The organism is Nocardia sp. NPDC006044 (assembly GCF_042871115.1).
In the GTDB taxonomy this organism is placed as follows: domain Bacteria; phylum Actinomycetota; class Actinomycetes; order Mycobacteriales; family Mycobacteriaceae; genus Nocardia.
Genome location: NZ_JBIAID010000007.1, coordinates 89,487 through 115,166 on the forward strand (window position 1 = coordinate 89,487; position 25,680 = coordinate 115,166).

The 25,680-nt window shown below is 67.0% G+C and carries 23 protein-coding genes; 16 read left to right on the top strand and 7 right to left on the bottom strand.

Translation table 11 applies throughout. The annotated features are described in order from the left end of the window. The first annotated feature begins 62 nt into the window (after positions 1 to 62). From ACFYO1_RS41320 to ACFYO1_RS41355, 8 genes are all read left to right on the top strand, one after another. Positions 63 to 1,040 (top strand): ABC transporter permease, encoded by a 978-nt coding sequence (locus tag ACFYO1_RS41320; RefSeq protein ID WP_150400575.1) that lies wholly within the window; start codon positions 63 to 65, stop codon positions 1,038 to 1,040. 70 nt (positions 1,041 to 1,110) lie between these two features. Next, positions 1,111 to 2,031, top strand: a complete 921-nt coding sequence (locus tag ACFYO1_RS41325; protein WP_387244317.1) for an ABC transporter permease — start codon at positions 1,111 to 1,113, stop codon at positions 2,029 to 2,031. Next, the gene (locus tag ACFYO1_RS41330) at positions 2,028 to 3,908 is read left to right on the top strand and encodes an ABC transporter ATP-binding protein (RefSeq protein WP_387244320.1); all 1,881 of its coding nucleotides are present in this window, start codon (positions 2,028 to 2,030) and stop codon (positions 3,906 to 3,908) included. The genes ACFYO1_RS41325 and ACFYO1_RS41330 overlap by 4 nt, the downstream gene beginning before the upstream one ends. A 13-nt stretch (positions 3,909 to 3,921) precedes the next feature. Then, positions 3,922 to 5,610, top strand: a complete 1,689-nt coding sequence (locus tag ACFYO1_RS41335; RefSeq protein WP_387244323.1) for an ABC transporter family substrate-binding protein — start codon at positions 3,922 to 3,924, stop codon at positions 5,608 to 5,610. Between the two features lie 31 nt (positions 5,611 to 5,641). Further along, positions 5,642 to 7,324 (top strand): ABC transporter family substrate-binding protein, encoded by a 1,683-nt coding sequence (locus tag ACFYO1_RS41340; RefSeq protein ID WP_387244326.1) that lies wholly within the window; start codon positions 5,642 to 5,644, stop codon positions 7,322 to 7,324. Positions 7,325 to 7,361: 37 nt separating this feature from the next. Continuing rightward, on the top strand, positions 7,362 to 9,032 hold the full coding sequence (locus tag ACFYO1_RS41345; RefSeq protein ID WP_387244329.1) for an ABC transporter family substrate-binding protein: 1,671 nt from the start codon (positions 7,362 to 7,364) through the stop codon (positions 9,030 to 9,032). Then, the gene (locus tag ACFYO1_RS41350; RefSeq protein WP_387244332.1) at positions 9,029 to 9,691 is read left to right on the top strand and encodes a hypothetical protein; all 663 of its coding nucleotides are present in this window, start codon (positions 9,029 to 9,031) and stop codon (positions 9,689 to 9,691) included. The genes ACFYO1_RS41345 and ACFYO1_RS41350 overlap by 4 nt, the downstream gene beginning before the upstream one ends. A 3-nt stretch (positions 9,692 to 9,694) precedes the next feature. Then, the gene (locus ACFYO1_RS41355; RefSeq protein WP_387244335.1) at positions 9,695 to 11,014 is read left to right on the top strand and encodes an MFS transporter; all 1,320 of its coding nucleotides are present in this window, start codon (positions 9,695 to 9,697) and stop codon (positions 11,012 to 11,014) included. On the opposite strand, the gene ACFYO1_RS41360 is transcribed toward ACFYO1_RS41355, so the two are convergent. Next, the gene (locus ACFYO1_RS41360; RefSeq protein ID WP_387244338.1) at positions 10,998 to 11,714 is read right to left on the bottom strand and encodes a glyoxalase; all 717 of its coding nucleotides are present in this window, start codon (positions 11,712 to 11,714) and stop codon (positions 10,998 to 11,000) included. The genes ACFYO1_RS41355 and ACFYO1_RS41360 overlap by 17 nt on opposite strands. Positions 11,715 to 11,880: 166 nt before the next feature. Here ACFYO1_RS41360 and ACFYO1_RS41365 point away from each other — a divergent pair, with 166 nt between their 5' ends. The 4 genes from ACFYO1_RS41365 to ACFYO1_RS41380 all read left to right on the top strand — a co-directional run bounded on the left by ACFYO1_RS41365 (position 11,881) and on the right by ACFYO1_RS41380 (position 16,795). Beyond that, on the top strand, positions 11,881 to 12,603 hold the full coding sequence (locus tag ACFYO1_RS41365; RefSeq protein WP_387244341.1) for a FadR/GntR family transcriptional regulator: 723 nt from the start codon (positions 11,881 to 11,883) through the stop codon (positions 12,601 to 12,603). A 23-nt stretch (positions 12,604 to 12,626) separates the two neighbouring features. Continuing rightward, on the top strand, positions 12,627 to 13,343 hold the full coding sequence (locus tag ACFYO1_RS41370) for a sterol desaturase family protein (protein ID WP_387244344.1): 717 nt from the start codon (positions 12,627 to 12,629) through the stop codon (positions 13,341 to 13,343). A gap of 186 nt (positions 13,344 to 13,529) precedes the next feature. Further along, complete coding sequence (locus tag ACFYO1_RS41375) at positions 13,530 to 14,483, top strand: hypothetical protein (RefSeq protein ID WP_387244347.1); 954 nt, start codon at positions 13,530 to 13,532, stop codon at positions 14,481 to 14,483. Positions 14,484 to 14,548: 65 nt separating this feature from the next. Then, positions 14,549 to 16,795, top strand: coding sequence for a heavy metal translocating P-type ATPase (locus ACFYO1_RS41380; protein ID WP_387244350.1), 2,247 nt, complete (start codon positions 14,549 to 14,551; stop codon positions 16,793 to 16,795). A 290-nt stretch (positions 16,796 to 17,085) separates the two neighbouring features. Here the strand turns inward: ACFYO1_RS41380 and ACFYO1_RS41385 are convergent, their stop codons facing one another. Beyond that, the gene (locus tag ACFYO1_RS41385) at positions 17,086 to 17,976 is read right to left on the bottom strand and encodes an NAD(P)H-binding protein (RefSeq protein WP_387244353.1); all 891 of its coding nucleotides are present in this window, start codon (positions 17,974 to 17,976) and stop codon (positions 17,086 to 17,088) included. A 68-nt stretch (positions 17,977 to 18,044) separates the two neighbouring features. Between ACFYO1_RS41385 and ACFYO1_RS41390 the strand changes: the two genes are divergently transcribed. Further along, entirely contained in the window at positions 18,045 to 18,998 is a 954-nt protein-coding gene (locus ACFYO1_RS41390) for a helix-turn-helix domain-containing protein (protein ID WP_387244356.1), read from the top strand. A gap of 6 nt (positions 18,999 to 19,004) precedes the next feature. Here ACFYO1_RS41390 and ACFYO1_RS41395 read toward each other — a convergent pair whose 3' ends face one another. Beyond that, on the bottom strand, positions 19,005 to 19,148 hold the full coding sequence (locus tag ACFYO1_RS41395) for a hypothetical protein (RefSeq protein ID WP_387244359.1): 144 nt from the start codon (positions 19,146 to 19,148) through the stop codon (positions 19,005 to 19,007). A gap of 177 nt (positions 19,149 to 19,325) precedes the next feature. Next, positions 19,326 to 19,574 (bottom strand): hypothetical protein, encoded by a 249-nt coding sequence (locus ACFYO1_RS41400; protein WP_387244362.1) that lies wholly within the window; start codon positions 19,572 to 19,574, stop codon positions 19,326 to 19,328. Between the two features lie 391 nt (positions 19,575 to 19,965). On the opposite strand from ACFYO1_RS41400, the gene ACFYO1_RS41405 reads away from it, so the two are divergent. Then, entirely contained in the window at positions 19,966 to 20,271 is a 306-nt protein-coding gene (locus tag ACFYO1_RS41405) for a restriction endonuclease subunit S (protein WP_387244635.1), read from the top strand. Positions 20,272 to 20,426: 155 nt separating this feature from the next. Here the strand turns inward: ACFYO1_RS41405 and ACFYO1_RS41410 are convergent, their stop codons facing one another. Both ACFYO1_RS41410 and ACFYO1_RS41415 read right to left on the bottom strand, forming a co-directional pair. Further along, entirely contained in the window at positions 20,427 to 21,179 is a 753-nt protein-coding gene (locus tag ACFYO1_RS41410) for a lysophospholipid acyltransferase family protein (RefSeq protein WP_387244365.1), read from the bottom strand. 14 nt (positions 21,180 to 21,193) lie between these two features. Beyond that, the gene (locus ACFYO1_RS41415) at positions 21,194 to 21,940 is read right to left on the bottom strand and encodes a lysophospholipid acyltransferase family protein (protein ID WP_387244368.1); all 747 of its coding nucleotides are present in this window, start codon (positions 21,938 to 21,940) and stop codon (positions 21,194 to 21,196) included. Between the two features lie 438 nt (positions 21,941 to 22,378). Here ACFYO1_RS41415 and ACFYO1_RS41420 point away from each other — a divergent pair, with 438 nt between their 5' ends. Continuing rightward, a complete protein-coding gene (locus tag ACFYO1_RS41420; RefSeq protein ID WP_387244371.1) occupies positions 22,379 to 22,933 on the top strand; it encodes a hypothetical protein in 555 nt (184 codons plus the stop codon). A 71-nt stretch (positions 22,934 to 23,004) separates the two neighbouring features. Beyond that, on the top strand, positions 23,005 to 24,540 hold the full coding sequence (locus ACFYO1_RS41425) for a Rieske 2Fe-2S domain-containing protein (protein WP_387244374.1): 1,536 nt from the start codon (positions 23,005 to 23,007) through the stop codon (positions 24,538 to 24,540). A gap of 88 nt (positions 24,541 to 24,628) precedes the next feature. Here the strand turns inward: ACFYO1_RS41425 and ACFYO1_RS41430 are convergent, their stop codons facing one another. Continuing rightward, positions 24,629 to 25,582, bottom strand: a complete 954-nt coding sequence (locus tag ACFYO1_RS41430; RefSeq protein WP_387244377.1) for a DMT family transporter — start codon at positions 25,580 to 25,582, stop codon at positions 24,629 to 24,631. Between the last annotated feature and the right edge of the window lie 98 nt (positions 25,583 to 25,680).

Consider the following 25,680-nt stretch of genomic DNA (forward strand, 5'->3'; position numbering starts at 1 on the left):
TCCTTATGATCAGGGGCTAATACTCGACGCTGGTCCGTCCAGCCGAAAGACCACGAGGACTGATGACCGGCTTCCTGCTACGACGCGCGCTTCACTATGTCGTGCTGTTGCTGCTCGCGTCGTTCCTGACCTTCAGCTTGGCGTCGCTGACGTTCCGCCCGCTGGACAGCCTGGAACAGCGCAATCCGCGCCCGCCGCAGGCGGTGATCGATGCCAAGGCCGAGGAATTACACCTCAACGACCCGATCCCGCAGCGCTATATCACCTGGCTGAAGGGGATACCGCAAGGCGATTTCGGTAAAACCCTGGCCGGGCAGCCGGTAAGCCAGGAACTGCCGCGCCGGGTGGCGGTGAGTTTGCGCCTGCTGATCATCGGATCATTGGTCGGCACCGTGCTCGGTGTCCTGATCGGCGCCGCCGGTGCGATCCGGCAGTACAAATTCAGCGACTACTTCACCACCATCATCTCGCTACTCGTGCTGAGTACGCCAGTGTTCCTTCTGGCGACACTCTTGAAATATGGTGCGCTGGAAATCAATTCGCTCACCGGCTCGCAGATCTTCCTCTACACCGGGGAGACTTCGGCGAACCGGATCGACGGATTCTTTCCGCAGCTGCTCGATCGGCTCCAGCACCTGGTGCTGCCGACGGCCGGTCTCGCCCTGGGCGGCATGGCGGGCTACAGCCGCTATCAGCGCAACGCCATGCTCGACGTGTTGCAGAGCGATTTCATTCGCACCGCCCGCGCCAAGGGCCTGACCCGCAGCAAGGCGTTGTACAAGCACGGCCTGCGCACCGCGCTGATCCCGATGGCCACGCTGTTCGCCTACAGCCTGCTCGGCCTGATCACCGGCGCGACGTTCACCGAGAAGATCTTCGGCTGGCACGGCGTCGGTGAGTGGCTGGTCGATTCGATCAACGCCCAGGACCTGTACGTGGTGGTCACGGTGACCGCGTTCGCCGGGCTGGTGGTGCTGGTGTCGGGCCTGCTCTCCGACGTGGTGCTGGCGATTCTCGATCCTCGGGTGCGTGTCCGGTGAGGCGCAGCGAGCGAACCATAAGCACAGCACCGTCGGTCGCGACGGAGCCGAGCGCCAGCGAGGTGCGGTCGTGACCGAAGCGGAAATCATCGTCCAAGGCGCCCCCGAGGCCGCCGCGGCCGGGCGCAGCAAACTGGTCCTGCGCCGCTTCCTGCGCAATAAGCCCGCGGTGATCGGGGCGGTCATCCTGATCCTGCTGTTCGTCCTCAGCTTCGCGCTGCCGCCGCTGCTGAAGTACGACTACCAGCAGCTCGACTACACCGCCCTGCTGAAGCCGCCCAGCGGTAAGCACCCGTTCGGCACCACGCAGATCGGGCAGGACGTGCTGGCGCAAACCCTGCGCGGCATGCAGAAGTCCCTGCTGATCGGCCTGTGCGTCGCGCTGATCTCGACCACCATCGCCGCGACGGCGGGCGCGACCGCCGGCCTGCTCGGCGGCTGGACCGACCGCGCGATCATGTGGCTGGTCGACCTGCTGCTGGTGGTGCCGAGCTTCATCATCGTCGCGCTGTTCGCGCCGCGGACCAAGGGCAGCGGGTCGATCCTGCTGCTCATCCTGCTGCTCAGCGTGTTCGGCTGGATGATCAGCGCGCGCATCGTGCGCGGCCTGACGCTCAGCCTGCGCGACCGCGAATTCGTCCGGGCCGCACGGTATATGGGCGCGCCGACCCGCACCGTGATCGTCAGCCACATCCTGCCGAACATCGCGTCGATCCTGATCATCGACACCACGCTGGCGGTCGGCGCGGCGATCATGGCCGAAACCGGGCTCAGCTTCCTCGGTTTCGGCGTGCAGCCGCCGGACGTCTCGCTCGGCTCGCTGATCGCGTCCGGCACCAAGTCGGCGCTGACCTATCCGTGGCTGTTCCTGTTCGCCGGTGGCCTGCTGATCACCATCGTGTTGTGCGCCAACCTGGTCGGTGACGGACTGCGTGACGCGTTCGACCCCGGCGCCAAGCGGGCGCGCTCGAAGAAGAAGGCAAAGGTATGACGGGCGCTGACCCCACCGAGAAGGTCGTGGTCGAGAAGAATTTCACCGCACCGCTGCTGGAGGTCACCGACCTTCGCGTGTCCTTTCCCAGCGAGGAGGGACGCGTGGAGGCGGTGCGCGGGGTCAACTACACCGTCTCCGACGGCGAAGTGCTGGCCATCGTCGGCGAATCCGGCTCCGGCAAATCGGTGTCCTCGCTCGCGGTGATCGGCCTGCTGCCCGAGCAGGCCCGTATCGGCGGCTCGATCCGGTTGCGCGGGCGCGAGCTGCTCGGCCTCGGCGATCGCGAATTGTCCAGGCTGCGTGGCAGTTCCATCAGCATGGTGTTCCAGGACCCGCTCTCGGCGCTGACCCCGGTGTACCGGGTCGGCGAGCAGATCGCCGAAGCCCTGCTCGCGCACGGCAAGATGGGCAAGTCCGAGGCGGCGGCGCGCGCGATCGAGCTGCTCGACCTGGTCGGCATCCCGGAACCGGCGGTGCGCGCCAAGGCTTTTCCGCACGAGTTCTCCGGCGGCATGCGCCAGCGGGTGGTCATCGCCATGGCCATCGCCAACGATCCCGCGCTGATCATCTGCGACGAGCCGACCACCGCGCTCGACGTCACCGTGCAGAAGCAGATCCTGAATCTGCTGCGCAAGGCGCGCGATATCACCGGCGCGGGCGTCATCATGATCACCCACGACATGGGCATCGCGGCCACGCTGGCCGACCGGGTCGCGGTGATGTACGCCGGCAAGATCGTCGAAACGGCCACCACCACCGAGCTTTTCGCCGCGCCGCGGATGCCGTACACGGTGGGCCTGCTCGGCTCCATCCCGCGGATGGACCGCCCGCCCCGGCAGCCGCTGATTCCGATCGTCGGCGCGCCGCCCGCCATGCACGCGCTGCCGCCCGGCTGCTCGTTCGCGCCGCGCTGCCCGATCGCGATCGACGAATGCCGGGTCGCCGAACCGCCGTTGGAGAAGACCAACCCCGGTCACTCGGCCGCCTGCATCCGCACCGCCGAGGTCGGCATCGACGACCTGTTCGAGGCCTATCGGCAGGAGATCACCGAGCCCCGGGTCGAGGCCGAGGTCAGCGACCAAGTGGTGCTGCGGGTTTCGGACCTGGTGAAGACGTTTCCGATCACCGCGGGCATCCTGTTCAAGCGCCGCAAGGGCGAGATCCGCGCGGTCGACGGCATCAGCTTCGAGGTGCGCGCGGGCCGAACGCTGGCCCTGGTCGGCGAGTCCGGTTCCGGGAAATCGACCACGCTCAGCCAGATTCTCGACCTGGTCCGCCCGGAATCGGGCACCATCGAGATCATGGGCAGCGACGTCGCGACCCTGACGAAGGCGCAGAAGCGGGAGATCCGCCGGAAGATGCAGATCGTCTTCCAGGATCCGACCGCCTCGCTCGATCCGCGCCTGCCGATCTTCGACGCGCTGGCCGAGCCGATGCGCATCGACGGCCGCTCGCGCGAGGAGATCGGGCGCCGGGTGCCGGAGCTGCTCGAACAGGTCGGCCTGCGCCGCGATCACGCCGAACGCTATCCCGCCGACTTCTCCGGCGGGCAGAAGCAGCGCATCAGCATCGCCCGCGCGCTGGCCCTGGATCCGGAAATCCTGGTGCTCGACGAGCCGGTGTCCTCGCTGGACGTCTCCATTCAGGCCGGCGTGCTGAACCTGTTGCGCGACTTGCAGATCGAGCGCGGGCTGTCCTATCTGTTCGTCTCGCACGACCTGTCCGTGGTGCGCAACCTGGCGCACGACATCGCGGTCATGTTGCGCGGCAAGATCGTCGAATCCGGTCCGGCGGAACAGATTTTCGCCGATCCGCGGCACGAGTACACGCGCGATCTGATCGACGCGGTGCCGGTGCCTGCCGTCAGCCGATAGTAAGGAGATTGCGATGCCGATCCGAGCACGCCGAATCTCGGCCCTGCGCTGGGCGATACCGGTGGTCGCGCTAGGCCTGGTCGCGGCCGGCTGCGGATCGGGCGACGACGGCTCGGCCGCCGGGGTGTCCAGCGCGATCGGCAGCGGCAGCGACATCAACCCCAAGGGCGTCGACGAACTGCGCGAGGGCGGCAACCTGCGGCTGGCCACCACCGCGTACCCGGCGAACTGGAACACGCTCTCGGTCGACGGCAACGACGCCGAGATCGCCGACATCGAACGCCCGCTGATGCCGCGCGCGTTCGACACCAACGCGGCCGGCGAGCTCACGGTCAACCACGACTACTTCACCGATGTCGCGCTGACCAGCACCAGCCCGCAGCAGGTCACCTACACGATCAACCCGAAAGCCGTGTGGTCCGACGGCAAGCCGATCACCTGGGAGGACATCCGATCCCAGGCCAAGGCCCTGGATGGCACCGACAAACGCTTCCTGATCGCCATCACCGTCGGCTTCGACCGGGTGGAGAAGGTCGAGCGCGGCATCGACGACCACCAGGCCGTCATCACGTTCAAACAGCCGTTCGCCGAATGGCGCGGGCAGTTCGCCGGCAATCTGTCGCTGTTCCCCAAGTCGGTGACCAGCGACCCCGAGGCGTTCAACAAGAGCCTGGTCGACGAGATGAGCCCGACCGCGGGCCCGTTCCTCATCCAGTCCGCCGACCGCGGCAAGGGCCGAATCGTGTTGGGCCGCAACCCGAACTGGTGGGGCGCCAAGCCGAAGCTGGACACCATCACCTGGACCGTGCTCGACCGCAACTCCTGGGTCGGCGGCCTGCAGAACAACGAACTCGACGCCGTGCTGCTCACCAACCTCGACGACGCGACCACCGTGCGGAAGTCATCCGGCGTGGTCGTGCGGCGGGCGCCCGGTAATCGCTGGCGGCACATCACCTTCAACGGCGCGCCCGGTTCCATTCTCGAGGATTCCGGTGTGCGCGTGGCGATCTCGAAGGCGATCGACCGTCAGGGTATCGCCACCGCGGTGCAGAACGGACTCGTCGAGAACCCGAAACCGCTGAACAGCCACGTCTTCCTGGAAGGGCAGGCCGGCTACCAGAACAACAGCCTCGGCTTCGACCCCGACGCCGCCGCGAAGGAACTCGACGCCCTCGGCTGGAAACTCAACGGCGACACCAGGGAGAAGGACGGCCGCAAACTGGTCATCCGCGACGTGATGTACAAGGACGACACCTGGGTGCAGATCGCCCAGATCATCCAGCAGAACCTCGCCCGGATCGGCGTCAAACTGCTGGTCGACACCAAGCCCGGCGCGAACTTCTTCACCGACGTGATCAACCCCGGCGACTTCGACGCCGCCCAATTCGTCTACGTCGGCGACGCTTTCCCGCTCAGCAGCATCCCCCAGACCTACGGCTACCACCCCGGCGACTGGCAGAACAACTTCGGCCACATCGGCTCCCCCGAACTCAACACCCTCATCGACCGAACCCTGTCCGAACTGGACCCGAAGAAGGCGATCGACCTGGCCAACGAGGTGGACCGAAAGGTGTTCGAGGAGGGTCACTCCCTCCCATTGACCCAGTCCGAAGGGAACTGGGGCGTACGCTCCGACATCGCCAACTTCGGGTCACCGGGGCTCGCCTCCTACGACTACACCAAAATCGGGTTCGTCAAGTAACTACGCAGCATTCTGCGGGAAGGAGCGAAACATGCGGGTTCGTTCATGGACAACGAGATTGGCGATTCCGCTGGTCGCCATCGGATTGGTCGCCGCAGGGTGTAGCTCCGATGACACCAGTGCGCCTGCGGGTTCCACCGATTCGCTCGGCACCACCAACGACATCAATCCAAAGGATGTCAGTGAACTTCGGGACGGAGGGAACCTTCGCCTGTCGCTCGGCGCGCTGCCCCAGAACTGGAATGGGCTGACGAACGACGGAAACGATGCCGATACCGCCGCCCTCTTGCGGCCGACCATGCCGCGCGCATTCAAAACCGATGCGGCGGCCAATCTTTCGGTCAACACCGACTACTTCACCGATATCCAGCTGACCAGCACTGAACCGAAACAGGTGGTCACCTACACCATCAATCCCAAGGCGGTCTGGTCCGACGGCACGCCGATCACCTGGGAGGATATCCAGTCGCAAGCGCATGCGATGAGCGGCGTCGACAAGTCGTTCCTGATCGCCGCTACTGCTGGCTTCGACCGTGTGGAGAAGGTCGAACGCGGTGTAGACGACAAACAAGCGGTTATCACCTTCGCGAAGCATTACGCCGACTGGCGGGGACAATTCGCGGGCACGACGTTCTTCTTCCCCAAATCGGTGACCTCGACACCGGATGCCTTCAACAAGAGCCTGCTCCAGGACCCCGGGCCGAGTGCGGGACCGTTCATGGTTCAGTCCATCGACCGGGCACAGAACCGTGTGGTGCTCGGCCACAATCCGAAGTGGTGGGGCGACAAGCCGAAGCTCGACACGATCACCTTCAGCGCCCTCGACAACTCGGCTCAACTGCCTGCTCTGCAGAACAACGAGATCGACGCCGTCGGTATCGCCAGCCGGGATGAGCTGAAGACCGCGCAGAACACCGCGGGCATTGTGCTGCGCCGGGCCCCGGGCAACCAATGGTCACACCTGACCTTCAACGGTGCCCCGGGCTCCATTCTCGCTGACGCCAAACTGCGCGTAGCGATTTCGAAGGCCATCGACCGGCAGGCCATCGCGACCGCCACGCAGAACGGCTTGGTAGAGAATCCGAAACCGCTGAATAATCACGTCTACATGCGGGGCCAGGAGGGCTACCAGGAGAACAACTTGCCCTTCGATCCGACCGCAGCCGCCAAGGAATTGGACGATCTCGGATGGAAGCTCAACGGAGACGTCCGCGAAAAGGACGGCCGCAAGCTGGAAATCCGCGATGTCATGTACAACCAGGACGTCTGGGTCCAGATCGCCCAGATCATCCAGCAGAATCTCGCGCAGGTCGGCGTCAAGCTGAACATCGAGACCAAGCCGGGCGCCGGCTTCTTCAGCGATGGGATCATTCCGGGCAACTTCGATGTCGGGCAGTGGAGTTGGGTGGGCGACCCGTTCCCGCTCAGCAGCCTCTCCCAGATTTGGGGCTACAACCCCGCTGACGTGCAGGGCAACTACGGCCGGATCGGCTCGCCCGAGCTCAACGACCTGATCGAGCAGACGGTGTCGGAGCTGGACCCGAAGAAGGCCATCGAGCTGGCCAACCAGGTCGACCGAAAGATCTTCGAGGAAGGACACTCGCTGCCGCTCACACAGTCCCCGGGCAATATCGCGGTCCGCGACAACCTGGCGAACTTCGGCGCGGCCGGCCTGGCGACCTACGACTACACCAAAATCGGCTTCCTGAAATAGACGTCGCCGATCGCTCCATGAACAGGAAGGTCCCCGAATGAGGATTCGCTCTCTGGGCGCACGGGTCGCGATTCCGTGCGTCGCCATCGGGCTCATCGTGTCCGGCTGTGCCGACAACGGCGGCGTCACGCCGGGCACGAGCAATATCGGCACGACGAACGACATCAACCCGAAGGATCCGAGCGAGCTGCGCGACGGGGGCAATCTGCGGCTGTCGCTGTCCTCGTTCCCGGAGACCTTCAACAGCCTGCACGTCGACGGGGGCACCGAAGACGGAGCGGCGATCGCGGCGCCGACGATGCCGACGCCGTTCGTCAGTGACGCCGCGGGTGAACTGACCGTGGATCACAACTTCTTCACCGATGTGCAGCTGACCGGGACAAGCCCGCAGCAGGTGACCTACACGATCAATCCGAAGGCCGTGTGGTCCGACGGTTCGCCGATCACCTGGGCGGATCTGCGCTCGCAGGCGGCCGCGCTGAGTGGCCGGGACAACCGGTTCCTCATCGCGGCCACCAGCGGTTTCGAGCGGGTGGAGAAGGTCGAACGCGGGGTCGACGATCGTCAGGCGATCGTCACGTTCAACAAGCCCTACGCGGAATGGAAGGGGCAGTTCGGCAACCTCTATCCGAAGGAAACCACCGGCACCCCGGAGGCTTTCAACGATCGCGACCGGAACGGGCCGGTGGTCAGTGCGGGCCCGTTCGTGGTCACCGAGATCGACCGCAGCCAGAACCGGATCACCCTCGGGCGCAATCCGAAGTGGTGGGGTCCGACGCCGAAGCTGGACCGGATCACCTTCAGCGTGCTGGATAGCACGGCGACGCTGCCCGCGGTGCAGAACAACGAACTCGACTACGCGTACATGTCCGGCATCGAGAACGTCACCGCCGCGCGCAATGCCAAGAACGTCGTCATCCGGCGCACCCCGGAGCCGAGTTGGTCGCATCTGACCTTCAACGGTGCGCCCGGCGCGCTGCTCGAGGACCCGAAGCTGCGCATCGCCATCTCGAAGGCGATCGACCGGCAGGGTCTGGTCACGGCCGCGCAGAACGGCGTGGTCGACAACCCGAAGCCGCTCAACAATCACATCTACATGGCGGGCCAGAAGGGCTACCAGGACAACGCCGCGCCGATCGCCTACGACCCGGACGCGGCCGCCCGGATGCTGGACGAACTCGGCTGGAAGCTCAATGGCGATGTGCGCGAGAAAGATGGGCGCAAGCTCGAACTCCGGGATGTGATGTACCAGCAGGACCTGTGGGTGCAGACCGCGCAGATCGTGCAGCAGAATCTGGCGAAGGTCGGCGTGAAGCTGACCATCCAGACGGTGCCCGGCTCCGGTCTGTTCAAGAACGTCATCGATCCGGGCAACTTCGACATCGCCCAGTTCAGCTGGGTCGGTAGCGTTCTCCCGCTCGGCGCGCTGCCGCAAATCTATGCCTACGATCCGAACAATCTGCAGAGCAACAAGGCTCGGATCGGGTCTCCGGAGCTGAACGCGCTGATCGAGCAGACCGTCGCGGAGCTGGATCCGCAGAAGGCCATCGAACTCGCCAACAAGTGCGACCAGATGATCTGGGCCGAGGGATATTCCGTGCCGTTGCAGCAGGCGTCGGGCACCTACGCCGTCCGCGACAACCTCGCCAACTACGGCGCGTTCGGTCTCGCCTCCGCCGACTACACGAAAGTTGGCTTCCTGAAATGAGTTTCGGATCGGGCCACCCCCTGGCCTATCCGATCAGCGTGACGATCGGCGCCCTGGCGATATGCCTCGCCTGGGCGCCGTTCGGCGATCTGGACCAGGTGGCGGGGTTGACCACGGTAGCGTTGGGGATCATCGGATACTCGGCCTATCGAATCACTGTCGCGCGTGGACTACTCGCCTTCTGGCCTTCGGGAACCGCACGCACCGTGGGTGTTTCTCGCGTCCGCCAACAGCACCGGCTGGTCAGCCGCTCCTGGCTGGAGATCGGCGAAACCGGCCGCCCCCGTTGGCTCCCGGTCTATTTCGACCCGGCATTGATGACCTTGACCGAGTCCCGGGCCGACCTCACCGACCGAACCATCCACGTCGCCGGGCACCGCCTCTACCCCGTCGGCCGCATCCGCACCACCGAACCACCCGGCCGCCTGATCGACAACCCATCCCTGCCCGACCCGCACGCCCCCACCCTCACGACCACCGCGACCCGGCTGCGCCGCCGCCTCCTCCTCGACGCCCAATCCACCGTCGCCGCCCCCTTCGCCGCCCTCCTGTGGATCTACGTCGACGGCGGTGCCCTCATCCCCTTCCTCGCCGCCACCTCCATAGCCGCCGCCACCGCCCTGTGGCTGTCCGCCATCCGCGGCTCCGACCCGAGCTGACCCGTGATCGCACGGACCGCGATCGCCTCGGAAACGAAGCTGCCCAGCGATTTTCACCGGCTGTGGGGCGCGTTCACGGTGAGTCAGCTCGGAAGTTCGCTCAGCACAGGTGCGTTGCCGCTGATCGCGATCATCGTGCTGGGGGTCTCCGACTTTCGCGTGTCGCTGCTCGCGGCGCTCGCCGGCGTGGTCAGCGCGGCTATCGCACTGCCGCTCGGGCCGTTTGTCGAGTTCCGCCGTAAACGGCCGGTGATGATCGGGGCGGACCTGCTGGCCTTCGCGACCCTCGCGTCCGTTCCGGCGGCGATGGCGTTCGGGGTGCTCAGTTATGGGCAGCTGTGTGTGGTGGCGACGGCCGAGGTGCTGTGCGCGATGGTGTTCAGCGCCGCCGGCGGGGCCCACCTCAAAGCGCTTGTGCCCACACCGATGCTGACCGCCGCGAACAGCCGTTTCGAGACGACGACCTGGACGGTCTCCGGTCTGGGCGCCCCGATCGGCGGTGTCCTGATCGGGGCGTTCGGGGCGGGCATCACCGTGCTGCTCGATGCGTTCAGTTTCCTGTTGTCCGCGTGGGGGATTCGTTCGCTGCGGCGACCCGAGCCGCCGCCACCGGTCGCGCGGGCCGAGCGCCACTGGCTCGGCGACATCCGCGCCGGCTGGGCTTACATTTTCCGGCACCCCACACTGCACGCCCTGTTCTGGAACGCGATGGTGTTCGGGGGTGCGATCCGGCTCAGCAGCCCGCTGCTGGCGATCCTCATGCTGCGTGATCTGCACCTCGCGCCGTGGCAGTACGGGGTGGCGCTCGGCCTTCCCTGCTTCGGCGGAATACTCGGGTCGTTGCTGACGAGCCGGCTGGTGACGCGCTTGGGGGAAGGCACCGTGCTGCTGGGTTTCGGGGTGCTGCGCACCTGTTGGATGGGCATCCTGCTGCTCGCCGGACCGGGAGTAGTCGGTCTGGTCGTCATCGTCACGGCCGAGACCGCGCTGCTGTTCAGCGCCGGTGTGTTCAATCCGGTGTTCACCACGTTCCGGACGCGCGCGACCGACGACGCGTACATGTCGCGCGTGGGCCTCGCCTGGTCCATCAGCGGGCGCTCCTGCCAACCGGCCTTCATCGCCCTCGGCGGTGTATTGGCCGCGGTTACCAGCGTTCGCGTCGCCATAGCCTGCGCCGCACTCGCACTACTGTCCAGCACGCTGCTGCTCCCCTGGCGAACCTGGCCCGATCGCGCTTCCGCCGGCCAAACGGGACACGGCCGCGATCGGACCGGCCTACGGTCACGACCGTTGTGGTGGCGCGTGCTCAGGCTTCATCTGTGAGCCAGTGGTGCAGGTCGGTGACTGTTTGCAGTTCTGCGGCGATCGCGGTGCGGTCTGCCGCGGTGAGGTGCAGGGTGCCGATCTCGGCGATCAGTTCGGTGACTCGGTCGGAATTGCCTGCGGCGGAAGCTATTTCAGCGAGTATGGACAGGGCGCGGGCTCGGTCGATGTGAGTCGCAGCCGGTCCGTGGCGGCGTAGGGCGGTTTCGAGGATGCGGGTGGCGACCTCGTCGTCGTTCTTGAATTCGCGATAGTTGCGGGCGTTGTCGATGGCCCTGGGTAGGCCGGAGAGTTCTTGTGCGCCGCCGTATTTCAGTTTCGGGATGTCGTGCTGGAGGTAGATGACGGAGTTGCCGACCGGGTCTACGACGGTGAATCGGGTTTGCCCCGGGCGGAATCGGGTGATCCGGGGTAGGCCGCGGGCGGGCACCCGCCCGTAGCGGGCGCGCAGGGCGGCGCTGAATTCCGCGTGCCAGTCGGCTAGTTCGTCCACTTTGACCAGGCAGCTGATGTATGCCTGTTCGGCGCTGAGGTCTTTCGGCGTCGGGCCGAAATGCAGCTCGTAGCCGTCGCGCCGCACCTCGCCGTAGGTGTACGGGCGGGTCATCTCGCGGGTGACCGTGTAGCCGAGCGTGCGGTAGAAATCCAATGTCGCCGGCAGGTCGCCGCCCCAGAGCTGCGGTATCGAAATGCTCGCCATCTGTGCCTCCCCTTGGTGATCGAGTCCGAAATCGACCGTACGGACCTGTGCCCACTCCGCGCCTATGCCAATTTCGGTGATCTGGGTCACGCCGACTCGAGGGAGCATGGTACCGAATTGGTCTGACCACTTGACCTCCTGACCTATCCGGGCGCAGAGTGGAGGCATGGCGTTGCAACCTGTGGTCAAGCGATCGGTGTCGGGAGATGTCTTCGAGCAGATCGCGGCGGACGTGTTGAGCGGAGAGCTGGCGCCGGGGGCGACGTTGCCCAGCGAGCGGCAGTTGGCCGAGGCCCTCGGAGTTTCCCGGCCCGCGGTGCGCGAGGCGCTGCAGCGGCTGGCGGCGGCTGGGTTGGTCGCGGTACGACAGGGAGACGCGACAACCGTGCTGGATTACCGGCGCGGGGCAGGGCTGGAGGTCTTGCCCCGGCTGCTGGTGCAAGCCGGGGAGTTGGATCCGTCGGTGGCGCGCAGCATCTTGGAGGCACGGCTGCACAACGCGCCGAAGGTGGCCGAACTGGCCGCCGCCCGATCGGGCACGGTGGATGCCGCGGCGGTCGGCGCGGCGCTGACCGGCAGCGTGGATGCGCTTGCCACGGAACCTGATCCGGTGGCGCGGCAGCGGCACGCGATGGAGTTCTGGGATCACGTGGTCGACGCGGCCGACTCGATCGTGTTCCGGCTGATGTTCAACATGCTGCGCGCCGCGTACGAACCGGCGCTGGTGGCGCTGGCCCCGATCATGTCCGCCGAGGTGGGCAATGTCGAGGCCTATCGCGCACTGACCGCCGCCATCGTGGCGGGCCGGCCCCAAGAGGCCGCCGATACCGCCCGGGCGTTGCTCGAACCGGCGACCACCGCACTGATGAGCGTCCTCGGCGGACACTGATCACGTTTCACCTAGGAATCACGATGACGAAACCCCCTTCCTCCGAACAGGATTCGGTCGATCAGACGGCCCGCGCCCGGGTGCGAAACGACGAACGCGCACTGCGTCGCGGGCTCACGCTCGGCGCGGCCTTCCGCGAATTCCTCCGCCATCCCTCGCCGTGGCTGATCGGCCTGACGCTGATCGCGGCGCTGGCGGGCCGAATCCTGGTGGGCGACTGGCAACTGACCGACGCACTGGTGCCCGCGGCGATGCTCGCGGTGTTCCCGGTCTTCGAATGGATCGTGCACGTCACCGTATTGCATTGGCGGCCAAGGCGACTCGGACCGATCGCGATCGACAGCGAGCTGGCCCGCAAACACCGTGAGCACCATGTGGATCCGCGTGACATCCCGCTGATCTTCATCCCGACCAAGAGCCTGTCGGTGCTGGTGGTCGTCCTGATCGCGCTGGGCGTCTTCGCGTTCCCCCGCCTCGGCCTCGGCCTGACCTTCCTGCTCACCATCACGATCCTCGGCCTCGGCTACGAATGGACCCACTACCTCATCCATACCGACTACAAGCCGAAGCGCTCGCTCTACCGCGCGGTCTGGCGCAATCACCGCCACCACCATTACAAGAACGAGCACTACTGGTTCACCGTCACCACGTCCGGCACCGCGGACCGCCTCTTCGGCACCCACCCCGACCCGGCCGCGACCGAGTCCTCCCCCACCGCCCGCCACCTGCACGCCGGCTGAACTCCGCACGGCATCGAAAGGCCATCGCCCAAGGGCGGTGGCCTTTTTCGTGCTGTCGTCCGGCCGCGGAACCGCTGTGACCAGGGGCACTCCGATCGATCCGAAGAACTTCTTGACTGAGTACCCTAGGGGGGTATGGTAGCTATGTACGAACGGCGGAGGCCGTCGCAGAAAGAGAGGCATCCGATGAACGCAACCACCAAGTTCGCCGGTTTCACCCTCGGCCTGGCCGCCGTCTTCGGCATTGCCCTCGCCACCGGCGCGGTGATCGGTCCCGATCCCGCCCCTGAAGCACCCGCGCACGAGGACGGGCCCGCTGCCCCGTCCGATCAAGCACCTGGAGGAATGATGGCCACCGAGAACGGATACACCCTGCGCCTCGACACCGCGCTCACCACGGCGGCGCCGAATGTTCCGTTGCGGTTCCGCATCCTGAACCGAGACGGCGCGCCGGTCACCCGCTACCAGCGCAGCCACGACAAGGACCTGCACCTCATCGTGGTCCGGCGCGACATGGCCGCCTTCCAGCACGTGCACCCGGTCCTGGGCGGCGACGGAACCTGGAGCGTCCCACTGGATCTCACCCGGGCGGGGGACTATCGGGTGTTCGCCGATTTCATCCCGGAGGGCGGCGCGAACCTGACCCTCGGCGCGGATCTGCGGGTCGCGGGCAACTACGACCCACAGCCGCTGCCGCCGGCGGCGACCACCACCACGGTCGGCGGCTACACCGTCACGCTGGACGGCACCGTCGCCGCCGGGCAGGCCTCGAAGGTCACGCTGTCGGTGCGCCGCGACGGCAAGCCGGTCACCGATCTGGAGCCCTACCTGGCGGCGTACGGTCACCTGGTCGCGCTGCGCACCGCCGACCTCGCCTACCTGCACGTGCACCCGGACGGCCACCCCGGCGACGGTGTCACCCCGGCCGGACCGGGCATCACCTTCTACGTCACCGCGCCCAGCGCGGGCGACTACCGGCTGTTTCTCGACTTCCAGCACGAAGGAGTGGTCCGCACAGCCGAGTTCACCCTGACCGTCGGCCAGGGCACCACGGCGGCCGAGCCGGTGAACCACGACGAACACGGCGGCACACCCGCCCACGCCGGCCACGACGCCCCGGCACCGGCGCACACCCACTGAAGCGCGCCGGTCGCCCCCGCGCCGGCTGAATCTGCACTACCGTGCCGCACAGAACGGAGCACACGATGACCACCACGGCACAACCACCCGGCACCGGGCAGGTCGAACTGGTGATCGGCGGCATGACCTGCGCGTCCTGCGCCAATCGCATCGAGAAGAAGCTCAACAAGCTCGACGGTGTCACCGCGACGGTGAACTATGCGACGGAGAAGGCGCGGGTCGACGTCACCGGCGATGTCTCGCCCGCGGACCTGATCGCCACGGTCGAGCAGGCCGGCTACAGCGCGGCGCTGCCCGCCCCGAAGTCCGCGGAAACCGTTGCGGCCGAGGTCGATCCGACCTCCGCGCTGCGTACCCGGCTGCTGGTCTCGCTGGTGCTGACCGTGCCGGTGATCGCGCTGGCGATGATCCCCGCGGCGCAGTTCACCAACTGGCAGTGGCTCTCGCTCACGCTGGCCGCGCCGGTGGTCGTGTGGGGCGCGCTGCCGTTCCACCGGGCCGCGCTGACCAACCTGCGCCACGGCACCGCCACCATGGACACGCTGGTGTCGATGGGCACCCTGGCGGCGTTCGGCTGGTCGCTGTACGCGCTGTTCTGGGGCACCGCGGGCATGCCCGGGATGAAGCACCCGTTCGAGTTCACCATCTCCCGGATGGACGGCACCGGCAGCATCTACCTGGAGGCCGCGGCGGGCGTCACGACGTTCATCCTGGCCGGGCGCTTCTTCGAGGCGCGGTCCAAGCGGCGGGCCGGTGCGGCCCTGCGGGCCCTGCTCGAGCTCGGCGCGAAGGAAGTCTCGGTGCTGCGCGACGGGACCGAACGGCGGATTCCGGTGGAGCAATTGGCCGTCGGCGATCGGTTCGTGGTCCGGCCCGGGGAGAAGATCGCCACCGACGGTGTGGTGGAGGAGGGTTCGTCGGCGGTCGACGCGTCGATGCTGACCGGTGAGTCCGTGCCGGTGGAGGTCGGAGCCGGCGACGCGGTGGTGGGCGCCACGGTGAACGTCGGCGGCCGGATCGTGGTGCGTGCCACCCGGATCGGCTCGGACACCCAGCTCGCCCAGATGGCGAAGCTGGTCGAGGACGCGCAGACCGGAAAGGCGCAGGCCCAGCGGCTGGCCGATCAGATCTCCGGCTACTTCGTGCCGATCGTGATCGCGTTGTCGGTGGCGACGCTCGGCTTCTGGCTCGGCACCGGCGGTTCCGTCGCGGCGGCGTTCACCGCCGCGGTCGCGGTGCTGATCATCGCCTGCCCGTGCGCCCTCGGGCTGGCCACGCCGACCGCGCTGATGGTCGGCACCGGTCGCGGCGCGCAGCTCGGCATCCTGATCAAGGGGCCCGAGGTGCTGGAATCGACCCGGCGGGTGGACACCGTGGTACTGGACAAGACCGGCACCGTCACCACCGGCCGGATGACATTGCTGGATGTCGTTGCGGCCGAAGGCGAAAACGCCGACCAGGTACTCGCTCTCGCTGGGGCGCTGGAGGATTCGTCCGAACACCCGATCGCGCAGGCGATCGCCAAGGGCGCCGCGGCGAAGGCCGGCACGCTGCTATCGGTCGAGGGCTTCGCGAATATCGAGGGCCTCGGGGTGCAGGGCGTGGTGGACGGGCACGCGGTGGTCGTCGGCCGGGCCCGGCTGCTCGCCGACTGGTCACAGCAGCTGGACGCCGAGCTGGAACGCGCCATGCGCGCCGCCGAGGCCGACGGCAAGACCGCGGTGGCGGTGGGCTGGGACGGCAAGGCGCGCGGCGTGCTCGTGGTCGCCGACGCGGTGAAACCGACGTCAGCGCAGGCGATTTCGCAGCTGCGGGCGCTCGGTCTGACCCCGATCATGCTGACCGGCGACAACGCGGCCGCGGCCGCGGCGATCGCCGCGCAGGTCGGCATCGACGAGGTGATCGCGGAGGTGCTGCCGCAAGACAAGGTGGACACGATCAAGCGGCTGCAGGCCGACGGCAAGGTCGTCGCGATGGTCGGCGACGGCGTCAACGACGCCGCGGCGCTGGCCCAGGCCGATCTCGGGTTGGCGATGGGCACCGGCACCGACGTGGCCATCGAGGCCAGCGATCTCACGCTCGTGCGCGGCGATCTGCGGGCCGCGGTGGACGCGATCCGCCTGGCCCGCCGGACCCTCGGCACGATCAAGGGCAATCTGTTCTGGGCCTTCGCCTACAACGTCGCCGCGATCCCGCTGGCCATGGCCGGCCTGCTGAATCCGATGCTCGCGGGCGCTGCGATGGCCTTCTCCTCGGTCTTCGTGGTCAGTAACAGCCTGCGGCTACGCACTTTCCGATCCACCGCGCAGTAGCCCCGGAAAACCCGACGGGACGGCACCCACCGGTGCCGTCCCGTTCGACGTTGCGGCTACTGCAAGACGCCACTGTTTCCCAATGCCATTGCGGCACTTCCCGTGCCCCACGCCGCGGCGGCGCTACCGGTCACACCCAGGAGGGCAAGCAGAGCGAGCATGAATTCGACCTTCCATAGAGCCGTTGATCAGCAAGCGAAAGTTACTGCCGCCCAACAGCACTCCACAATGTCCGGGGCCGGACTCTCGGCAACCTCCCGTGCGATTGCCAGCCGATTCACAGCCGGTGGTCACGCGATGGTGCCCCGGCCACGGGCAGCCCCGGCCGGTGCCTCGCGGAACAGCGCGGCGTGATCGGCCGCCCACTCGGCGTAGGTGCGGGGGGAACGGCCGAGAGCCTCGCGGAAATCATCGGTGAGCACGGCGTTTCCGCCGGAGCGGACATATTCCTGACCGGCGAGGGCGCCATCGATGAACGCCTCGGACAGCCCGGCGGTCCGCATGTGTTCGCGGGCGGCGTCGTTCGGTACGTCGACGACCTCCAGCGGCCGGCCGAGCACCTCGGCGAGCACGGCCGCCTGGTCCGCGCTGGTCAGCAGTTCCGGACCGGTCAGGGTGTAGCTGCGGCCCGTGTGCTCGGACGACACCAAGGCTTCCACCGCGACCGCGGAGACGTCGCGCGGATCGATGACGCCCTGCTGACCGGTGCCGGTCATGCTGGGCACGGGCCGGCCGTTGCGGATCGCGTCGGCCCAGCTCAGCGTGTTCGAGGCGAAGGAGCTCGGGCGCAGGATGGTCCACTCGGCGCCGCTGCCCCGGACCGCCTGTTCGCCCGGCAGGTGCCAGGTGCCGATCCGGCCGAGCTCGTCCTCGCCGGTGCCGATGGCGGAGAGCTTGACGATGCGGCCGACGCCGGCGTCCCGCACGGTAGTGATCAGGGCGTGTTCGATGTCGACGTATTCCGGGCCGAGGATGCCGACGATGAACGCGGCGTCGGCACCGGTCGCGGCCGCGGTGATGGAGGCCGCGTCGTGGTAGTCGCCGCGCACCACCTCGACGCCCGCGGGTAGTTGCGCCTGGGCCGGGTCGCGGGTGAACGCCCGGACCCGCTCGCCGCGCGCCACCAACTGCCGGACGATTTCGCTGCCGATGGTGCCCGTGGCACCGGTGATCAGAATCATGCGACCCACGCTGCCGCCCGGACCACCGGGTTCTCTAGGAGATTTCGGCACAGCCGCCGGAGCGCGGAATGCTTACAGTGGATTCGGTGACCGCCATGCTGCGCCCGGTGCCCGTCGTCACCGCCGACCTCGTCGAGGCGACGGTCCCCGTACCCGAATCGTTGCGGCCGTGGTTCACCGAACTCGGGCGCATTCCGCCCGTCCGGGACCTGGCCGGATCGTTCGCGCACGTCCCGCAGGCCGCGACCACGATCGTGCTGCGCTCGCCGCAGGGCGGGACGCGCGAGGCGCTGGTGATCGGACCGCAGACCAAGGCGCTCTACTCCCATCCGAGCAAGCCCGCGTCGTGCCTGCGGTTGCGGTTGGCGCACGGCGCGGCCCGGCCGCTGCTCGGCGTGCCCGCGGCGCTGCTCACCGACCGGGTGGTTCGCCTCGCCGACCTGCCCGGCGTCGCCGCCGGTCTAGCCGGCGAACTGATCGAACTGAGCGCCGACGACATCTTCCGATTCCTGGAAGACACCCTGCCGCAACGCGTTTCCGAGGACGCGACCCGGCGCGCGCAACGCGAGGTCCTCCGCTCGGCCGTCGCCGCGCTGTCGGCAGACCCGAACGGCCGCTCCATGCGCGCCCTGGCCGCCGAGGTCGCCGTCAGCGAACGCCAACTCCGCAACCTCTTCACCGCCGGAATCGGCGTCTCCCCCAAGCATTTCGCGCGCATCGACCGAGTACGCCGCATCGTCACCCAGGCGCGAACCACACCGCTGGCGCAATCCCCTCTCACCACAAGCGATTACGAGTCCAAGAAATCTCTCGCGCAACTCGCCGCCGACCACGGCTACTTCGACCAGTCAAAGGCGCAGGTTCCACCCACCTCGCTCGCCCATCTCGCGGTCTCGACTGGTTTCTACGATCAATCCCATATGACGTCCGACTTCCGGTCACTCATGGGCACAACCCCGGACAGGTTCTTCAAGGGGAGACTCCCAGCTCCTACACCGTGCCGACCGCTGGCCCGAATCTAACGGTGGCTACTGCCGGTAGGTGTCCCGGAATGCTTCGCGCACCACAGCCGCGTCCGGCGCGTCACGATCCTCGATGCCAGACACCACCTCGGACACCCGCGAGTAGTGCGACGGCACCAGGTTGCCGGACGTTACGACGGTGAGCGCCATATCCGCAGCCTCATCAAGCTTGTCGCCGAGCCGTGCCAGCGTGGTCGCTACATAGGCATCGGGCTTCGCCGGGTCGGGCCCGACATCGCATCTACGAAGTGCGGGTAGATCCTGAACAACTGGGGCGTTGGCCCGGCTCGATGAGCGATGTCGGGCGTCGGGATGGATGCTCAGTGTTCATGATCGAGTCCAAGTGAGTTCCGGTGAGGGGCCTGACAGGCTACACACCGCGACCAGTCTGGTGTTGTCGATCGCCGCGGATCGGACCACGAAGTCCCGGTGGGCGATTTCCATACCAGGGTAGGTGACGTTGTCGATAGACAGCGCGGTCTCGACGGATATCGCTTTTGCTGATAATTGGTCGATACGGTCCGATTCGGCTTCGGGAGAAAATCTACTCAACGCACGCGCGGCGAAATCCGACACTGTGTCACTCTCATCGAGGAGATGGGTTTCGACGAATACGCCTGAGAGGCTGCCGCGGATGGCGACTGACCGCAGCATCTGATTTCGACTGGATATGGTAATTGCGAATGGTTCAGACCTCGCTGGTAGAGCGACAGGTACACCCAATTTCACTGCTGCCTGCTGTGGACTTTGCGGTCCAGAACGATGCAAAGGCGGGTCGGATGATACGTGCATAGGTCCGCTGAATTCTGGCATGTCGAATACTCCGTCGTGTTTTCCGCTGTTTGAGCATCCACGATAGGCCCTGTCTTGCATATCGGTATAGCGGGCGCTTGCGGACGTAGACCGAGATCGGCACCGGGAGTGTCTACGAGGTGAGCCATCTACAGGCGAGGGTGCATGGTTGGCCGTGCCGGTGGCCATTTCACTACCATCGATGGATGATCGACGGGTTTTCGACCAGACCCCGATCGCCCTCGAATGGCTCATGCAGCATGCGACCGGCTCGGCCATACAGCACACCACCACGGCGACAATGCGGCAGATGCCGATCCGGCTTCCGCCGCTTACGACCCAACGCGTAATCGTCGAGACTTTAGACCCGTTTCAGTCAGCAGCGTCGACGCACAACGAGATCAGCACAATTGCAGGAAAGCTTCACAGCACATTGTCAGCGATGCTGATGTCACCCCCCACGGAATCCGAGATCCAGTAACCGAGACACAATGTTCAACTAAGACCATGGTGGGGCTACTCTCGATATCCTCACCGATGCCAAGATCAGGTCCTACTCGCGGTCCGTGCGGTGCTCGAGGGGGACACTATGGTGCGTCCACTCGATGTTTCGCGCAGCTACGTCCCGCTAGGCGATCAGGGGTTCGGGGGTTGGGGCTTGGCTCGGCGGCGGGCCAGTTCTTCCTGTTCCAGGACGGCGGCTTCGGCGAGGGTGGGGGCGGTGCCGCCCAGGCGGGCGGGGACCCAGCGGGCGCCGGGTTCCATGGGGTAGTTCTGCTGTGCCTGGGTGAGGAGGTCGCTCATGGCGGTGCGGAGGGTGGTGGTGAGGGTGTCCGGGGGTTCGGCGGGTGGGATGGGTTCGCCGATGCGGATGGTGATCGGGAAGTTGTGCCGGCCCAGCTGTTTCGGGATGTCCTTGGTCCAGACGCGGTGGGCGCCCCAGATGGCCAGGGGGATGATCGGGACGCCGGCTTCGATGGCCATGCGGGCGGCGCCGGACTTGAAGTCCTTCAGTTCGAAGCTGCGGCTGATGGTCGCTTCGGGATAGACCACGACGAGTTCGCCGTCGCGCAGGGCTTGCACTGCGCGGCTATAGGATTCGGCGCCTGCCGTGCGGTCGACGCCGATCGCCTTGCAGTGCTTCATCAGGAAGCCGACGATGCCGTGCTCGAGCTCGGCCTTCATCATGTACCTGACGTTGCGGCCGGACTTGCGCCCGACCAGGCCGACCTCCATGAAGTCCAGGTACGCGGTGTGATTCACGGCCAGCACCGCGCCGCCCGAACTCGGGATCCGGTGCTGATCGGCGATGTCGATCCGCAGTCCCTGCACCGCGAACATGGTGCGCACCAAGCCGGTGAGGACGTCGTAAACCGGTTCCCGAGCCATCCGAATCTCCGCTGCTACGAGGCCGTCTTCTTCCGCGCGGCCTTTTCCGCGGCCTCGGCGGCGTCGAGCGCGTCGGCCTCCTCCAGGGTAGGAGCGCTGCCGCCGAGCCGGGCCGGTACCCAGTACGCGCCGGGCTCGTGCGGGTAGTCCTTCTGCAGGTCGAGCAGCATCTCCTGCATGGTCGTGCGGAGTTGGGCGGTCAGCTCGGACGCGGGCTCGAACGGGGCGATCGGCGCGCCGACGGCGATGGAGATCGGCGTGTTGGTGCGGCCCAGACGCTTCGGGAAGCCCTTGGTCCACACCCGCTGCGCGCCCCAGATGACGATCGGGATGATCGGCACACCGGACTCGATGGCCATCCGCGCGGCACCGGACTTGAAGTCCTTGATCTCGAAGCTGCGGCTGATCGTCGCCTCGGGGTACACGCCGACGAGTTCGCCGCGTCGCAGGTATTCGACGGCGGCCTTATAGGAGTCCGCGCCGGCGCCGCGGTCGACCGGAATGTGCTTGAGCGCACGCATGATCGGGCCGGAGATCTTGTCGTCGAAGACCTCTTTCTTGGCCATGAACCGGATGTAGCGCTTCGGAGTGCGCACCGGTAGGCCCGCGTAGGTGAAGTCCATGTACCCGGTGTGGTTGACCGCGAGCACGGCACCACCCCGCGCGGGGATGTGTTCAGCGCCCTTGACGGTGAACTTCAGGCCTTCGACGAAGAAGACGGTACGGGCAAGGCCGATGATCGTCCGGTAGACGGGTTCCACAATTCCGCTAGCGTAGTCGCTGACTGTCCCATCCGGCAGTGGGCCGCTGCTTTATGGGTCGCACCGGGTCCGGGACGGCCCGTCGCACGCAGTAGAGAAGAGGATCGTCGAAGTGGAATGCGCCCGTCCGAATACATCTGGACGCGACCGGTCCGCGTCGCACATTCGACGGATGGTGATCGGCGGCTTCGCGATCACCGGGGCGTTCGTGCTGACCGGCTGCGATTCCGTGGTCGGCATCCCGGACGATGAGCCGGCCGCGGTCGCGACCACGAGCAAGACCGCGCCCGCCGCGGTCCCGTCCACTCAGCTGGTGCCGCCGACCTCCGCCACGGTGGCCACCGCGCCCACCACCGGCGCGGTCACCGAAGTGCCTGCCGCCGTGCAGCGTTGGGCCGCGGACCTGAAGACCGGCACCGTCGCGCAGCTGCAGGCCAAGTGCTGGACCATCGCGCCGCGCAACGTGGCCGAGATGTACGCCGACGATCAGCCCATCCTGGCCGCCCTGGCCCAGCCCGGCACCGCCACCAAGGACGCCGTCACCTGGAAGAGCCGCAGCACCACCGTCGGGTCGACCGGGCCGCACTCGACACCGGCTACGCCTGCCCCCGGGTCGCCACGGCGGGCGCGGACATCGAGTACAACGAGGCCGACGCCAGGCACACGGTGCGGCGCTACCTCGCCCGATTCGTCGGCACACCGCTCGACGCCGCCGACAAGGAGGGCACCTATCCGCTGGTCTGCAAGGCATCCCCGGCGACCTGGGATCCCGCAGGCACCGGCAAGGCGATCTCCGCGCCGCTGGCCGACAACCCGGGCAAGCTGACCGGCGCCACAAAGTTCGCCGACCAGGAGATCAGCTCCGAGCGACTACGCGGGGACTATCTGGCGGTCGAGGTTCCGGTGACCAATTCCGCGGGGGTCACCAAGACCCGAACCTTCACCCTGACCTCCGGCCCGCAGGGCTACTGCATAGGCGACGTTTCTCCGTAAGCACCGCGAGCGGCGCCGGTTCGACCCGAGCCATTACCCTGGGTGGCTGGTAACGGTAGGAGGAGCAGCTCGTGCAGATCACCAGCGTCGGACACGCCGGATTCCACATCCGCACCGCGGCGGGGTCGATCCTTTGCGACCCCTGGGTCAACCCCGCGTACTTCGCGTCGTGGTTCCCGTTTCCGGACAACACCCAGCTGGACTGGGACGAGCTGGGCAATTGCGACTTCCTCTACGTCTCGCATCTGCACCGCGACCACTTCGACGCGGAGAACCTGGCCAAGCACGTCAACAAGGACGCGACCGTGCTGCTGCCGGACTACCCGGTGCCGGATCTGAAGCGCGAGCTCAAGCGGCTGGGCTTCCACAAGTTCTTCGAGACCGAGGACTCGGTCAAGCACACGATCAGCGGTAACGGCGCCGAGCTGGACATCATGATCATCGCGTTGCGCGCGCCGGCCGACGGGCCGATCGGCGACTCCGGGCTGGTCGTGTCCGACGGTGAGACCACGTGTTTCAACATGAACGACGCCCGCCCGGTCGACATGGACGTGCTGCATGACTCGTTCGGCCACATCGACATCCACCTGCTGCAGTACTCGGGCGCGATCTGGTATCCGATGGTCTACGACATCCCGAGCCGGACCAAGTCGAACTTCGGCAAGCAGAAGCGTCAGCGCGGCATGGACCGCTGCCGCAGCTACATCGAGCAGGTCGGGGCCACCTGGGTGGTGCCCTCGGCCGGTCCGCCGGTGTTCCTGGACGACGAGCTGCGCTACCTGAACGACGATCGCGGCGACGAGGGCAACATCTTCCCGGATCAGATGGTGTTCCTGGAGCAGATGCGGATCCACGGCAACGAGGGCGGGATCCTGATGATCCCCGGTTCCGTCGCCGACGTGCGCGGCGCCGAGCTGGAGTTGACCCATCCGTTCGAGCCGGGCCTGATCTATGACAACAAGGCCGAATACATCGAGTTGATGGCGCAACGGCTGGCACCAGTGCTGGCCGCCGAAAAGGCTTCCTGGGCAACAGGTGACGAGCCCCTGCTCGAACCGCTGAAGGCGCTGTTCGAGCCGATCATGGCGCAGAGCGATCTGATCTGTGACGGCATCGGCTATCCCGTCGGGCTGGTGATCGGTGACGAGACCGTGGTGCTGGACTTCCCCAAGCGCGTGGTGCGCGGCGCCATCGAGGGAGAAGGCAAGTACCGCTACGGTTTCCGTATCCCGCCCGAGCTGGTGCGCACCGTGCTGCGGGACAACGAACCCGACTGGGTGAACACCATCTTCCTGTCCACCCGCTTCCAGGCGTGGCGGATCGGCGGCTACAACGAATTCCTCTACACCTTCTTCAAGTGCCTCACCGATGAGCGGATCGCCTACGCCGACGGCTGGTTCTCCGAGGCGCACGACGATTCCGCCTCGACCGAGCTCGCCGGGTGGGAAGTCCAGCGTCGCTGCCCGCACCTCAAGGCGGATCTGTCGAAATTCGGTGTGGTCGAAGGTAATACGCTGACCTGCAACCTGCACGGCTGGCAATGGGATCTGGAATCGGGACGTTGCAAGACCTCCAAGGGCCACGAACTGCGGTCGCGCAAACTCTGACCGCAGCGGACCGAAGGCCCCCACAGGCCTCGTGGGTCAGCGCACCACCCGGTGGACCGAGAAGAGTCACACGCGCGGGCCTGGGTCGTCAGGTGGAGCGGGTGGCGATGGCTACGGCGATCAGGGTGAGGGCGCTGCCGATCAGCGCGGGGGTGGATAGGGCTGCGCTGGTGGGGGCGGCGATGTCCAGGGCGATCGAGGTCAGGAGTTGGCCGGCTACCGAGGTCAGGGCCAGGAGGAGGACGCCGGTCCAGCGGACGGTGAGGGCGGCCAGGGCGATGAAGGCAATGCCGATCAGGCCGCCGAGATAAAGCCATGGCTGGGTGGGGAATTCGGTGAGGAGGCCGGAGCCGAGCAGGACGATGCCCTCGATCACGACCAAGGCGGCGAGACCGACGCAGAAGTTGGCCAGGGTGGCGGACAGCGGGCCGCCCACCTCGCCGACGCGGCCGTTGACGGCTTGCTGCCAGGCCAGCCCGATGCCTGCCAGCGCGGGCAGGATGATGAGCAGCACGGTCGGTGCGCCGCGCAGCGAGTCGGGGACGGCTAGTGCTCCAGACGGTGCGCCCGATCGGCCCGCGCCGGCGATCAGCACGGCCAGTACGGCGAGGGCGGCACCGGCGAAACGGCGTGCGGTGATCGGAGTGCGCCCGCTCGGCGAGACGCCGAGACGATCGACCACCAGACTGCTCAGGAGTTGACCGGCGACAACGGCAACGGTGAAGGCGGTGACGCCGATCGCCGCGACCGTGAGCCCTTGGCAGGCAACGAAGAAGGCGCCGCAGAGCCCACCGAGCAGGTGCCAAGGGCGCAAAGTGCCCGCCAGCAACGCCTTCCGAACCTGCGCCGCACCATCACGCAGCCGACCGCTGAACACGAACGCGATCAGCAGAATCAACAACCCGGACCCGAAACTGATGGTGGCCGCGGCAATCCCGTCATGCAACCGCCCACCGAGCGCACCATTGATCCGCCCCTGCACCGCCACCCCGGCCCCGATGCAGAACCCGAACCCAAGCCCCAACCTCGCCCGCGCGGTCACCCCGGAACGCTACCGCCGTCCGCCCGGGCTCCAATCCGCGGGACGCACCCCGACCGAGCGCGTCCCGCGGATCAAGCCGGCTCGATACGCAAGCGACC